We start from the raw sequence: 14,294 nt of genomic DNA, 5'->3' as shown, positions 1-14,294 counted from the left end.
CAGAAACATCACACTTGAAAGGCAGGTTGAAGAGGTCAAAAAGGTTAAAAATGCTGAGGATTTGACAGTTCGTGAGGTTGTCACCATTGCTCAGGATTCCACTGTTGCTGAAGCTCAGGCAATAATGCGTGATGAGCTTATCAGTGGGCTTCCGGTTGTTGATGGTGATGAGATTCTTGGAATTATCTCAAAAAGGGATATAAGACCATTTTTAAAATCCGAACCTACAACTGAAATCAAGGACATCATGACTTCCGATGTTGTCACCGTTGAGGAAGGCGTTTCCGCTGAAGAGGCATTAAACATTGCTTATGATAACAAGGTCGAAAGACTTCCTGTTGTTCGTGACGGCAAACTGGTTGGAATCATTACAGTTAAAGATATTTTAAATCAATCACAATATCCAAATGCGGCAAGGGATAAAAACGGCGACTTTTTGGTTGCTGCAGCTTGCGGTCCATTTGATTTGGATCGTGCAATGGCTCTTGATGAGGCAGGAGCAGACATTATCTCAATCGACTGCGCTCATGCACATAACATGAATGTCGTCAAATTCACCGAAACAATTAAGGACAATATCGATGCTGAACTGTGTGTAGGTAACATTGCAACTGCTCAGGCTGCAGAGGATTTGATTTCAATGGGTGTTGATGCACTTAAAGTCGGTATCGGTCCGGGTTCAATGTGTACTACCCGTATTGTAGCCGGTGTTGGAGTGCCTCAACTAACCGCAATTTCAGACGTTGCAGATGCGGCTGCCGATTCAGGAATTCCTGTAATTGCCGATGGAGGTATCAGATACTCCGGAGATGTTGCAAAGGCTATCGGTGCAGGTGCAGATGCGGTAATGCTTGGTAATTTGCTTGCGGCTTCCCTTGAAGCTCCAGGAGACATTGTCATCATGCACGGAAAACAATACAAAAAATACCGTGGAATGGGATCAATGGGCGCAATGACCAGCGAGTTTGACGGTGGAGCAGACAGATACTTCCAGGGACAAAAAAGTAAAATGAACCATACCAAATATGTTCCTGAAGGTATTGAAGGTGCTGTGCCTTATAAAGGAACCGTCGCTGAAATATTATTCCAGCTGGTGGGCGGTTTGAAGTCATCCATGGGGTACTGTGGTGCTGAAGACATCAAGGCAATGCAGCAAAAAGCAAACTTCGTTAGAATTACAAGCAGTGGTATCAAGGAATCACACCCTCATGACCTGCTGATTACTAACGAAAGCCCTAATTATCCAACTCTTGACTAGTTGGATATCATTTTAAATTTTTTTGATGGGAATTCAGAAATTGGCAAAATGATTTATAGGAAATTTTTTCTCATCAAAAAACGTATTTTTTTCTTAAAATACCAGTTTTAAGCAAACATTTAAATATTAGTTAATCAAATATTATCATATTAGATAATTTTATGATTATATTATATAATCAATTTATTTTAAATTTTAATTATTATGGAGAAGATATAATGGCAAGAACTAAAAAAGTGGGTATTACAGGTAGGTTCGGTGCAAGATACGGAAGAAAAGCTAAAAGAACTGTTAAAATCATTGAAGAAAACATGAAAAAGAATCATGTTTGTCCTAAATGTGATAGACCATACGTAAAAAGACAAGCTGCAGGAATTTGGAAATGCACAAAATGTGGTGCAGTATTCACTGGTGGAGCATACGTTCCGGAAACCCCAATGGCAAAATCCGCAGCACGCAGTATCAGAGACATTAAAGTGGAGGAATAGGCCTTGTATAGATGTCCACGTTGTGGAGCAGAAGTAGATCACAAAAGCTACATGGAAAATAAATGTCCTAAATGCAGATATAGGATTCTATTTAAAAATGTTCCAGAAACCACAAGGATTATAAAAGCAAGATAATATCTTGGCTTTTACCAAATTTTTTACTATTTTTGATTTAAATGTTGATTTCAACTTCCAGAAAACCTTCTCAAAAAACCAGAAAGTTTTGTAAGTTTTTAGCTCGCTCAACAGGTTCAACTTCTGTTAACCGAGGAAAAATGAACATGCGCGAGCTGTTGCTGAAGGCACTGGAAGTAGATGAGTATAATCTTGCGGTTGTAAATGAAATCAAGGGAAATCCCAGCAGAATTTCATTTTTCTCAAACAAGGGAGAACTGTTGCTCACGATTCTTATAGGAGTGACTCTTGACAATGAGAAAACCAACATTGCTCCTTCACAATTGAAAATAGTGTCTGAAGTTAAGCGCCTTGATGTTTTAAGCGAAATTTTAGATTTGGATTTGGTAGACAAAGCTGAAGACAATTATATTCTGATTTCCAAAAGCGATGATTCACCGGCTAGAATTCATTTTGTAAACAAGTTTGGAGAAAAGCTGAATTTCCAGATTAATGTTAAAAAGATTTTAGAGGTCACAAATGATTGATGAAAGTCCTCTAGAGAGAGTTAAAAGTAATATAGCTGTTGAATTTGAAGATGACACTCAGGCCAAAATTATTTACGATTCAATAATTTTGGAATTCGAAACTGCTCCGGATTTCAGATCATCAATGACCATTGAACTTGATGGGTCTAGAATTCTGATAGACATTGATGCGGAGGATTCCACCTCCTTTAGGGCTTCTGTAAACTCTGCAATCAAGTGGATCAAACTGGCATTAGAAATAAATAACTTGACAAATTAATACTTATATAATTAATAAGGTGATAATATGGAGATTCCTGAAAATATTCAAGAACAATTAAATCAGTTTCAACAATTACAACAACAGGCTCAAGCTGTAACCATGCAGATTCAAAATGTTGAAGTGCAAGTTCAAGAAACTGAAAAAGCATTAGAAGAACTCAAAAAAACCGATGAAAATACTGAAGTGTTTAAACAAGCAGGTACTTTACTTATTAAAGTAGACTACAATGATGCTTTAGCTGAAATGGAAGATAAATTGGAAACTCTCGAGTTAAGAAAACAGACCATGGCTCGTCAAGAAGAAAGGGTCATGAAAAAACTTGAAGAAATGCAATCCACTATCCAGGCAGCTATGCAAGGTATGGGCCAATAGGCTTAAACCTTGACTTTTTCTTTTTTTGGATTTTTATGTCAAAGCTTAAGGTATTAACTCAGGATGATTTGGCCAAAATTTCTGATGATTTCGGTGAAATTTTAGAAAGTGAAATTTCAAAATCCCTTCCGTCTAAGGAAATCGAAGATTTGGACTTGGACATTGTTTTAAGCTATGAAAACAATCAGCTGGATGTCGATGTAGATGTTGGAGTTCTTTTTGATGAGCTATCAGAAATCACCCAGGAACAAATCGCTCAGGCAATAGATGAAGCTTATGTGAGATTTGATTCATATATCGATGAGAATTTCAGGGTTTAATTATTTTTTTTTAAAATTTGAGTATTACTATTATTATATTTTATATTAATTAATGTAATACTTTTTTACAAAAAAGTATTTATACTATGATGTATAACTTTAATATAGAGTTTGGAGTAATGTCAATAGCTTAGCAATATTAGGACAAACACGTAATACTATCTTTCAAATTCCCTCTTTCAATTACTTCAAACTTCATTCATTCTTACTTTTTTCAACTGAACTTTATCAATCTAATTTTATTATTTTTTGATGATTTTAGGTGTTTCAAAATTTAGTGTTTTACATTATTTAATTTTTATATGGCCTTTGTTGATTTTTTATCTAAATATATTAACTTATGTTTATTTTTTTTGATTTATTTTAAAAATTATTTATTCAACTTTACTTTAATTTTTCTAAAATATAGTAACATTTATATACTATGTGGATTAACTTAATTAATAGAGGTTCATAACACCATGTTAAACTACCTCTTAAATTGATCATTATTTTTATACTCGAGAGGGGCTGAAAAACAGTTCAGTTTCTCTCTCCTCCTTAAGTTTTTAATACTAGTTTTTCCTAATTTTATAATATGATTAAGAAAATTCCAGTTATAGATTTAAAACAACACCAGGCTGTCAGCGGTAAATCCGGAATGAGAGACACCTATCAGCCGTTAAATACTGTTTTTGCCTCATCAGCCAATCCGGTTGAAATTGCCCAGGGATTAAGACTCAATGGCGCTGATGAGATGTACATTGCAGATTTGGATTTAATCGAATCAAAGGGACACAACATAAACGACGTCAAGATGGCGAACACAATAATCCCTGTAATGTTTGATGGTGGAGTTAAAAACTGCGAATCCTTTGAATTTTTCCTTGATTATGCATATAAGATAATCATTCCAACAGAAACCCTTGAAAGCATCGAGGAGATGGAAAAGATATTTGAAAAATATCCAAAAGAGAGGATTGTCGTAAGCGTCGATACGAAAAACAGTCAGCTGCTTTCAAAGAACTTTGACATGAGTTTGAAAGATTTCAAAGAAATTTTAATTGATTTGAATCCAAATGAGATAATCCTTTTGGATATAAGTGGTGTCGGTACCGAAAAGGGCTATAACAAGGAACTGCTTGAGGAATTTTCAGATCTTAAGGATAAGCTGATAATTGCAGGCGGGCTGAATAAGGATTCTTTAGGTGAATTGGAATCGTTGGGTATAAAAAAAGTATTGATAGGAACTAGTCTGCATTCCGGAGAGGTTAAGCTCCTAGGCTAAAATATAACTCTTTTTGGATTAATCTAATATGATGTTGAGTTGAATCATTTGTCTGAATCGATTGTGCTTCATTAATGAATATTCTTCGATTTAAATATGATTTGAATATTGTTTATTTTTTTACCATTATTGTGATATTTGTATAGCATAATAGGGAAATTTGAACCGCTCCATCCTAAAAAGAGGGTGGGAGGTCCTGAATTTTTTTCCACTTAATAAGGTTAATTAAGTATTTTTCAGGATATCTCCGATAAAATTGATATTTGATTATTGTCGAAATATTTAATATAAAAATTAAACATAAATCTTTTCAATTAATAATTTTTTCGATGGGAGGAAAAGATTTTGCGATATAAAAAGATAATAATACTATCAATCATTCTCACATCTTTGCTTGTCGTTTCAGCTGTAAGTGCGGCAGATAATGCAACTGATGATGTTTGTGATGTAGATGAATACGAATTCGATAATAATCAGACTTTAAAAGTGAATGAAATAGAGGAGGACGTTTTGTCTGCTTCATCTCCTGAAGATTCATTCAATGCCTTGAATAATCTCATCAATGGCAATAATAATAAAGAGATAAAATTAACAAAAGATTATAATTTTTATAATGATAAGTGGGATAAACAATTTGCAACAGGTATACCCATTAGCCGTAGCGTTGTTATAGATGGGGATTGGCATATCCTTGATGCCAATTATGCTGCAAGAATGTTTGAGATAAAACATAATAATATTACTTTAAAAAATATTATATTTATACATGGAAAATCCACTGATGGGAGTATTGGGGGTGCAATCACTTTCCGTGATTCTTATTATGAAAATTGGTTCAATGTAACTAACTGTATGTTTATAAGTAATCAGAATACTGCCCTTGCTGGAGGATATGCAATAAATAGTACATTTATCCGCAATACTGGAGGATTAGGAGGAGCAACTTATATGACCACATATATTGAAAATTGTACTTTTAAGTATAATTATGCATCGACCCATGGAGGTGCAATAAATTGGGGGCGTATTGTTAAAAACTCTGTTTTTATAGGCAACACTATAGGTTATGGTGAAGGTGGTGCTGTATGGGGAACTTCTGATGTGGAAAATTGTATGTTCATGGATAATTATGGAGGCGGTGCTCTTTCTTGTGGTAATGCTCGAAATTGTGTTTTTATTAACAACAGAGGATGGTCAGATGGTGGAGCCATATCTGGGAATGAAAAATACTCTGCTGTAAATTGTACTTTCATAGGCAATAGTGCACTGAATGGTGGAGCAATTTCTTATATTAATGCAATAAACTGTACATTTAAGGATAATACAGCAACGGAATATGGTGGTGCAATTTATAAGGCAAATGCCACTAACTGCTTCTTTATAAATAATAAAGCAGCTATTGAAGGTAATGATGAATATAATTCAACACTCATAAAAACTTCTACAAAATTAATAGTGCCTGCAGTAAATACTATTTATAATGATGAGAGACATCTGATTATCACTTTGAAAGACCAATATGACAATCCTTTAATAGGTTATGAAGTTTCTGTTAATTTCAATGGAAAAGCAAGTAATTTCAGTACTGGTTCAAACGGTCAAGTTAAAATATCCACAAAAACTTTAGCTCCAGGCACATATGATGCAAGAATTTCATTTAATGGAAATATCAACTATGATAAATCAACATTGAATTCGAAAGTTGTTGTTAAAAAAGCCACTCCAAAATTAACTGCTAATAAAAAGACTTTCAAAGTTAAAGTTAAAACAAAAAAATATTCCGTTACTTTGAAAACCAATCAAAACAAAGCTTTGGCTAAGGCTCAAGTTACTATTAAAGTCAATGGCAAAACTTACAAAGCAACTACCAATGCTAAAGGCAAAGCCACATTCAAAATAACAAAATTGACTAAAAAGGGATCTTTCAAAGCTACAGTTGCTTACAAAGGAAACAAATACTACACATCACTAACCAAGAACGTTAAAATCACAATTAAGTAATTGCTTCGGCAGTTACTTAGTTTTTTTCTTTTTCCCACAAAAACCCCTCCACATCATATTGCACAGTTTATATTTTTCAATGTTATTTCTGTCTCAATCATGCATTTTTCTCATGGTGAAGTATTGTTGGAAGGAAATTCGAATGATTGTAGAATTAGGAATTGTTCATATGTATTTATAACAATGTACAGGCGGATAATAATGATTTTTTTTATAAAAGTCATCAAAAATTAATGGAATATTCATGTAAAATGCATAAAACGCTTACAGTTCCATTGATGTTCTACACTAGAACACTTAAAACAAGATATGGGAATGCGCAAGCTATAATAAATAATGCAATGCCCAAACCTAACTTGGGATTGTTTTCTTCCAAAGATCCGGAAATAACCAGCACGATTGCAAAAAATCCGATTATGACCGGAAGGATATGTGAAAATATTGTAGTTCCAATAATTGCCATTTTAAATCACTACTATAATTTTACATCGTTTAGTTATATAAAATTAACTTAAATTTCACTTTAAATTTTATAATTGAATGCTTTAATAACATTTTTATATCCCTCTTTTTAAATATTAAAGTGATGAGAATAGACACGCACAATCACCACAAGAAAGCAGGCGAAAATCTGGCATTCGTATTCTTCATGAACCTTGCTTTTAACATTATTGTCATCGTCGGAGGCCTTGCCACCAACAGTATGGCAATTCTTGCCGATTGCATCCATGACATGTCTGATACCATTTCAATAGCTATTGCATGGATTTTGGAACGCGTTTCCCAAAAGGATTCATCCGACAATTATTCCTACGGTTATCAAAGGTTTTCGATACTGGGGGCCGTGATAATATCCATTTTTGTGATTGTCATGGCACTTGTCATTCTCAGGCAGGCAATTCCAAGAATCTTTGCTCCGGAAGGTGTGGATGCCGGGGGGATGCTTGTTGTAGCGCTAATAGGGTTGATTTTCAAATCCATCTCCGTCTACCGTCTTCACGACGGTGAAACATTCAATGAAAAGGCAGTATTTTTGCACCAGTTGGGCGATGTCTTTGAATGGATTGCGATTCTGGTATTGAGCCTGATTTTGATGCTTTGGGATGGAGCGCCATATCTTGATCCCTTTGTTTCTATCGGAATTGCATTGTGGCTCATATTCAATTTGGGAAGAAATCTGATTAGGGCAATTAGGGTATTGCTTCAAAAGACTCCCGACAACTTTGATGTTGGTGAATTTAAACAGAATATTCTTGAAATCGATGGTGTCAACGCAATCGATGATTTTCATATATGGTCGCTTGACGGAATAGACTCAGTGATGACATTGAAGGTCGACGTTAATTTCGAGAAAAATGCCGAAGAGATTAAAAAAGAGATTTATAGTATTTCGAACAGATATCATGTTGTGGACATTACCATAGAATTTGATTGAGGTTATTTCATGACACTTGTAGTTATAGGGCCGGTTACAAAGGATTTGGTTGTCATCGGCGATGAGAAATCCCAGAGGATTGGCGGGGCAACATACTTCCAGTCATTCGTTTTTGAAAAGTTTTATAATGATTATCTTGCCATCGTCAACTGTTCTGATGAGGATTTGATAAATCATTTTCCGGATAATGGTAAGATAAAGGCAATATTAAAGGATGACACCCACTTTTTTGAAAATACTTATCCCGATAAGAACAATTTGGATATCAGACATCAGCTAAGCAACTTCGCTTCCATTCCGATTTTAAAAGGAGATCTGGAAAATTTGCTTCCGGAAAAGATAGACGGATTTGTCATAAATCCCCTCAACCGCTATGACTTTCCCATTGAAACGATTGATTTTTTGAAGACTTTCAATGTTCCCATATTCATGTCAATACAGGGTTTTCTGAGAGTTCCAAAGGATAAAGTAAATGAAAGGTATACCATAAAATTATCCAACTTCGAGGAGTTGTCATATATTTTATCTGGGGCAAGTGCAATATTTCTGGATGAGGCGGAAAAAAACATGATTGGGGATGACTTTGATGTGGATGAGATGGTCATAACCAATGGAAGTCACGGGTCCAGAATTGTGTGTGATGAGGAAATCAAAATCGGGGCGGTAAAGTGTGATGATGTTGTGGATACTACCGGTTGCGGAGACACTTACATGGCGGCATATATATCACAACGATTATTGTTGAAATCTCCTGAAAATGCCGGAAACTTTGCATCAGAGATTGCATCTCAAAAAATAAAAAACTTTGGACCTTATAATTTTAACAGATAATTTAAATTTTTAAGATTGTTGTTCTATTTTTAAATGAGCATTATTTCTTATTTTTAATACTTTTCATTGGAATTTACAATATTTAGAAAACTTTATTAATTAATATAATTATAATTATATATGCATTTTTGAATTTTTTTTACACTATAAAGGGTCATCATGTTAAACAAATCTGAAAATATAATCGAAAAGGAATTTAAGAATTTACGTAAGGAGCTATTAGACTTAACTCTAAGAAATCAACTTCTTAACTTTAAATCAAGGGCTAAGACTATCACTATAGTAAATCAGTCTCCCGTAAATCTTTATCAGACATTGGTGCTGCAGGAACATAAGATGTATTTTGTGGCCAATAAAAAGGATAAGAAGGAAGACAAATCATCAGTCTGGGATCACATTCCATTTGACTTTTCCAAGTTTTCAGAAGGAGACAAGAAGTTAGCTACCGATCTGACCCCAAAAGAACTTCAAAAAAGATTATATTACATCAACAACCAGGCCAAGACCATGCTTCAGGAGCAGGGTTATAACATCCTGTATTTGGCTGTCGGATTTTTGGAGTGGAAGGACAAATCCAAACCGAGACAGAAGAATAAGGCACCTTTGGTTTTGATTCCCGTTTCAATGGAAAGGAAAAAGGTAGGGGAATCATTTAACCTTGAATGGACCGGAGAGGATATTCAAACCAACATTTCACTTAAGGCAAAGCTTCTTGAAGGTGGCATTGAACTTCCCGATTTTGAATTCAAGAAATACGGTGAGGTAATCGACCATTATCTTGCAAGCGTCAAACGTGCTGTGTCCCGTATGGATGGATGGACAGTCAATGATAATGTTGCTTTGGGATTCTTCAGTTTTACCAAGTTCGTAATGTATAATGATTTAAATCCGGAAGCATGGGAGGATAATGTTGATTTAACTAAAAATGAATTGATTCAGGCTATTTTCAACCCTGCAAAAAATGACCAGGAGTCATTCAGGGAAGAGGATATAGATTCAAGGCTGGAATATCAGAACATGTATCAGGTCCTTGATGCCGATTCATCCCAGATTGCGGCCATCCAGGACGTTAAGGCCGGCAGGAATCTGGTTGTGGAAGGTCCTCCTGGAACCGGTAAATCACAGACTATTGTTAACTTGATAGCAGAACTTTTGGCGGAAGGCAAATCCGTATTGTTCGTATCAGAAAAGATGGCGGCATTGGATGTTGTAAAGGACAGATTGACCGGTGTGGGTCTGGGCAAGTTTGTTCTTGAACTGCATTCCCATAAGACCAGACGTAAGAAATTCCTTAAGGACCTGCAAAAGGCAACAAATGTGCGTGCTCAGGATCCCCTAAACATTGACCAGACAATTCGAAAACTGGAAACCCTGCGCCGTCAGTTGGATGACTATTCCCAAATAATCCATAAGCCTGCTTTTGCAGTTAACTTATCTCCATTCCAATTGTACGGAATGAAAGAATCCGCAGACGATCATTTTGCTCGCAAAGATGCCCTGATGCCATTGGTCAGGTTTGAAAATCCTGAAAATGTAACCTTGAAGGATTTGGACGATACAAAAATAGCACTTGAGAATCTGGCTGAGTTATATCAAACTATTTCAAAAGAAAATCCGTGGAGCAAATGCGCTCCAAAAAGTTTGCTTCCTGCTGATTTGAGGGAAATTGAAATGCTTATCAACGATACTCTGCTTGCACTGGATAACTTCCTGGTTGAGCGTGGCAGGGTCTATGACATCTATGGAATCAAGCAGCCGGACACGTTAAATGAATTCCAGAATTCACTGTCTGCATTTGAAATTATCAAATCCCAGAATGCCGAGCTGATTGACGCAAGCATAATCAGGTCAGGGGCATGGAACAATAACAATGACGATGCATTCATACTGATTCAGGAACTTGAAAAATACCAGAGGTATGCCCGTGCACTTAACAAATTCAATCAGAGCATTTTCCAGGCAGACATTGACCGGTTGATTTATGAACTGCAGCAGCTGTCCACCAAGAAATTCAGATTCTTCAACAACAAGCAACACATTGAACTCGTTGAAAGGTATTATGCAACACCTGTTCCGAACAGCATTGATGAAATAATAAGGGACCTTAAACAGGCAAAAGGTGTTATTGCCATTAGAAAAACCCTTGAGGCAAATAACGAACTGGGCAGAAAATATTTCGGTGGATACTGGCATCTGAATGCAAATCCAAATGATTTGAAAGCTATTGCCCGTTGGATGCATGAATTTACAGCACTTGTTCGTGAAGGAACATTTTCACAGAATACAATTGATTTGATGAGCAAGGACCTCTTTGATTTCCGGCCGGAAAGGGACCTTGCAGAATATATCGACTCAGGTGAAAAATTTGTAAATGTACTCTCAAGACTTAAGGATAAGCTGAATCCGAGAAGCAAACTGATCTTTAAAAGAGAAACAGGCGATGTGCCATTTGAAGCATGGAGAGAACAGCTGTATAATTGGAGAGGACAGCTATCAAGCCTTCACTTATGGTCACAATATCTAAGCACTAAAAATGCACTTAAAACTTCAAATGCAAAAATGTTCGTCGATTCAATTGAGAAAAGAAACATCAAAAAAGATGACATTGAAGCATTGGTAGAAGGAAACTTTGCAGATTCATTATTAAATATATTATTTGTTGAAAATCAGGAACTGGCAACATTTGTGGGAGAACTGCATGAAAACCGTATTCGTGAATTCAAGGATCTCGACAGGCAAATCCTTACACTGAACCGCAAAAGAATTTACCATAAGCTGAACAGCAACATTCCTAAAATATTTGGAGGAACTGAAAATCCTCAGGCAAAAATCCTGGCAGGGGAGTTTACAAGAAAAAGCGGACATATGCCAGTAAGAAAGCTTCTTGAAAAAGCTGGTGGGATGATTAAGCAGATCAAGCCTTGCTTTATGATGAGCCCATTGTCCATTGCTCAATATCTTGATCCTACTAATGAGGAGCTGCAGTTTGATGTGGTTATCTTTGACGAAGCAAGTCAGGTCAAACCTGAAGATGCATTAGGTGCATTTATGAGAGGAAAAACCGCCGTTGTTATGGGGGACACCCAACAGCTGCCTCCGACATCATTTTTCGACCAGATGTCAGATGCTGACAGCGATGAGGAAGAGGCGACCTCTCTTGATATGGAAAGTATCCTTCACTTATGTAAATTGTCATTCCCGGTTAAAATGCTCAAATGGCACTACCGTTCACGCCATGAATCACTGATTACGGTTTCAAACAGGGAATTCTATGATGATGATCTTTTGGTTTATCCTTCACCGTCACATTCAGATCCGGAATTGGGTTTGAAATTCCATTATAATCCAAATACTCAATACCTTAGGGGAGCATCCTCTAAAAATCCTCTGGAAGCGAAAGATGTTGTGGAAGAGATTTTCAACCACTTTGAAAAGTACGGAGATACAAAAAGTTTGGGGGTTGGAACATTTTCCGTTGCTCAGAAGAACGCTATCCTGGAGGAACTGGAAGTAAAGCGTAAGGAACATCCGGAATATGAACCGTTATTTTCAGAAAATAAGGAGGAACGTTTCTTTGTCAAGAACCTTGAAACAATTCAGGGGGATGAAAGGGATGTAATCCTAATCAGTGTGGGCTATGGTTATGATCAGGATGGAAAGATGTCACTCAACTTCGGTCCGCTAAACCAGGATGGTGGTGAGAGAAGATTAAACGTATTGATTACACGTGCAAGGGAAAAATGTGTGGTATTTTCAAACTTTAAAGCTTATGACATGAATTTAACAGCAAATCCTCCATATGGTGTAAAGTCCCTTAAGGAATTTCTGGAATATGCCGAGAACTTAACATTGGGCACTTCAGGTCCTGGAGATTATTCCAAAGAACCGTTTGAGGATGCAATTGCAAGTTATCTTGAAGAGAACGGATATAAGGTTGACAGACAAATAGGCTGTGCAGGATTCAGGGTGGATTTGGCTATTGTTGATGATGAAAATCCAGGCAAATACATTTTGGGCATTACCACCGATGGAAAAATGTATGCTTCAAGTAAGGTGGCCCGTGACAGGGACAGGCTCCGTGAACAGGTTTTGACAGGACTTGGATGGAAGCTTTACCACTTGTGGGCTACTGACTGGTATAGAAACAGAGATTTGGGTCGAAAAAAACTCTTGGATTTTGTTGAAAAGTCCATTCGTGAAACCCGTGAAGAGGAAAAACGCAAATCTGAAGAGGAAAAAAGGTTAGCTGAAAAAAGAAGACTGGAAGCTGAAAAGAAAGCTGAGGAATTGCGCATTGCACGGGAAAAAGAAGAGGCTGAAAGAAAAGCCAGAGAGGAAGCTGAAGATGGGGGAGGCCATGCTGAAGATATTGGCCCTGAAGACTTTGTTGAAGTTGAAAAGGCCGATGATGATGTTCTGGAAAAACCAATTGACGTAAGCAAGATGGACCCGTCAGAATTATTTGATGATGATGAAAAATCTCCGGTTGAAGATACTAGACAGGATTCGGAGTTTGTTCGTGTAGAGACTCCTGAAAGTGAAAATCCTGAATTGGGTGATGTTGAAGTTCCTGAAAGTGAAGTTCAAAGGATTGATGAGGAAATTTTGGAAGTTGAGCAAACACCAGAAACATCAGATGTAGAGGCTCCTGAAAGCGAAGTTCAGACTGTTGATGAGGAGATTTCAGATGCTGAAAGTGAAGATGCTCCATCTAAATCACAAGAGGAACCTGACGATGCTGATAGTGAGGTTTGGGAATCCACTCAGGATGATTCCGCAAATGATGATGCTGAAGTATGGGAATCAGATGAGGGAGTGTCTCCTGAAGACAATGCTGAAGTCTGGGAAAACGATAAGGATTACTCAGATGATGAGGAACATCAATCTGTTAAAGACAGAATCAAATCATTTTTACATCCGAAGGATTCCAGTTTAGATGAAGAGGACAAAAAAGATTCATTATTCGGTTCTCTCAGATTCACCAAAGACCTAGGTGAAAATTCAGATTTGGAAGATGAATTAGAAAATGATGAAACCATAGTTGATTTGGGCTCTGACGATGATTACATTTATGTCGACCATAGCAATGATGAAGTAGATGAGGAATCTGCAAGTGAAGAGGTTCCTGAAGTTAAATTTGATAATAAAATTGATGATATTTCTGATGATATTCAAGAGGATTCCGCTTTTGATAGGGATGTGGATGAAAAACCAGAAGAAAAGGTTGATTTTGAAAAGCAAAACACCAAAAAAGAACCTGTCATTGAACCTAAGTTCGATAATGATGATATAAAGGATAATGAGGTTGTTGAGCCTGAAGTTGATTTGGAATCTGGTGATGTCCTGGATGATGAGGTTGTTGAGCCTGAAGTTGATTTGGAATCTGGTGATGTCCTGG

The 14,294-nt window shown here is 36.6% G+C and carries 13 protein-coding genes; 12 read left to right on the top strand and 1 reads right to left on the bottom strand.

The genetic code is table 11. From position 1 onward, the window contains the following. The 9 genes from ACJMLO_RS00550 to ACJMLO_RS00510 all read left to right on the top strand — a co-directional run. A partial coding sequence (locus ACJMLO_RS00550) for an IMP dehydrogenase (RefSeq protein ID WP_405292875.1) occupies positions 1-1,258 on the top strand: 1,258 nt, incomplete at its 5' end. A gap of 218 nt (positions 1,259-1,476) precedes the next feature. Further along, on the top strand, positions 1,477-1,746 hold the full coding sequence (gene rpl37A, locus ACJMLO_RS00545; protein ID WP_405292873.1) for a 50S ribosomal protein L37Ae: 270 nt from the start codon (positions 1,477-1,479) through the stop codon (positions 1,744-1,746). Positions 1,747-1,749: 3 nt separating this feature from the next. Next, positions 1,750-1,881 carry a DNA-directed RNA polymerase subunit P gene (locus ACJMLO_RS00540; RefSeq protein WP_082706360.1) on the top strand — a complete coding sequence of 44 codons (132 nt, stop codon included), beginning with the start codon at positions 1,750-1,752 and terminating at the stop codon, positions 1,879-1,881. A 41-nt stretch (positions 1,882-1,922) separates the two neighbouring features. After that, the gene (locus ACJMLO_RS00535) at positions 1,923-2,408 is read left to right on the top strand and encodes a Brix domain-containing protein (RefSeq protein ID WP_405292871.1); all 486 of its coding nucleotides are present in this window, start codon (positions 1,923-1,925) and stop codon (positions 2,406-2,408) included. Beyond that, positions 2,401-2,667: a KEOPS complex subunit Pcc1 gene (locus ACJMLO_RS00530; protein ID WP_405292869.1), complete on the top strand. Its 267-nt coding sequence runs from the start codon at positions 2,401-2,403 to the stop codon at positions 2,665-2,667. Before ACJMLO_RS00535 ends, ACJMLO_RS00530 begins: the two co-directional genes overlap by 8 nt. A 27-nt stretch (positions 2,668-2,694) precedes the next feature. Beyond that, complete coding sequence (locus ACJMLO_RS00525) at positions 2,695-3,042, top strand: prefoldin subunit beta (protein WP_405292867.1); 348 nt, start codon at positions 2,695-2,697, stop codon at positions 3,040-3,042. Positions 3,043-3,077: 35 nt separating this feature from the next. Further along, on the top strand, positions 3,078-3,362 hold the full coding sequence (locus ACJMLO_RS00520; RefSeq protein WP_405292865.1) for a DUF3194 domain-containing protein: 285 nt from the start codon (positions 3,078-3,080) through the stop codon (positions 3,360-3,362). 577 nt (positions 3,363-3,939) lie between these two features. Beyond that, the gene (locus ACJMLO_RS00515) at positions 3,940-4,629 is read left to right on the top strand and encodes a HisA/HisF family protein (RefSeq protein WP_405292863.1); all 690 of its coding nucleotides are present in this window, start codon (positions 3,940-3,942) and stop codon (positions 4,627-4,629) included. 345 nt (positions 4,630-4,974) lie between these two features. Continuing rightward, on the top strand, positions 4,975-6,630 hold the full coding sequence (locus ACJMLO_RS00510; RefSeq protein ID WP_405292861.1) for a hypothetical protein: 1,656 nt from the start codon (positions 4,975-4,977) through the stop codon (positions 6,628-6,630). A 283-nt stretch (positions 6,631-6,913) separates the two neighbouring features. Here ACJMLO_RS00510 and ACJMLO_RS00505 read toward each other — a convergent pair whose 3' ends face one another. Then, positions 6,914-7,093, bottom strand: coding sequence for a hypothetical protein (locus tag ACJMLO_RS00505; RefSeq protein WP_405292859.1), 180 nt, complete (start codon positions 7,091-7,093; stop codon positions 6,914-6,916). Positions 7,094-7,216: 123 nt separating this feature from the next. Here ACJMLO_RS00505 and ACJMLO_RS00500 point away from each other — a divergent pair, with 123 nt between their 5' ends. From ACJMLO_RS00500 to ACJMLO_RS00490, 3 genes are all read left to right on the top strand, one after another. After that, on the top strand, positions 7,217-8,065 hold the full coding sequence (locus ACJMLO_RS00500) for a cation diffusion facilitator family transporter (RefSeq protein WP_405292857.1): 849 nt from the start codon (positions 7,217-7,219) through the stop codon (positions 8,063-8,065). Between the two features lie 9 nt (positions 8,066-8,074). Beyond that, on the top strand, positions 8,075-8,896 hold the full coding sequence (locus ACJMLO_RS00495; protein ID WP_405292855.1) for a PfkB family carbohydrate kinase: 822 nt from the start codon (positions 8,075-8,077) through the stop codon (positions 8,894-8,896). A gap of 159 nt (positions 8,897-9,055) precedes the next feature. Then, positions 9,056-14,294: DUF4011 domain-containing protein (locus ACJMLO_RS00490; protein ID WP_405292853.1), on the top strand; the 5,239-nt coding region annotated here is incomplete at its 3' end.

Source organism: Methanobrevibacter sp. (genome assembly GCF_045120835.1).
GTDB lineage: Archaea > Methanobacteriota > Methanobacteria > Methanobacteriales > Methanobacteriaceae > Methanocatella.
Note: the sequence above shows the minus strand (reverse complement) of the source record. Positions and strands in the feature narration are given on the sequence as shown.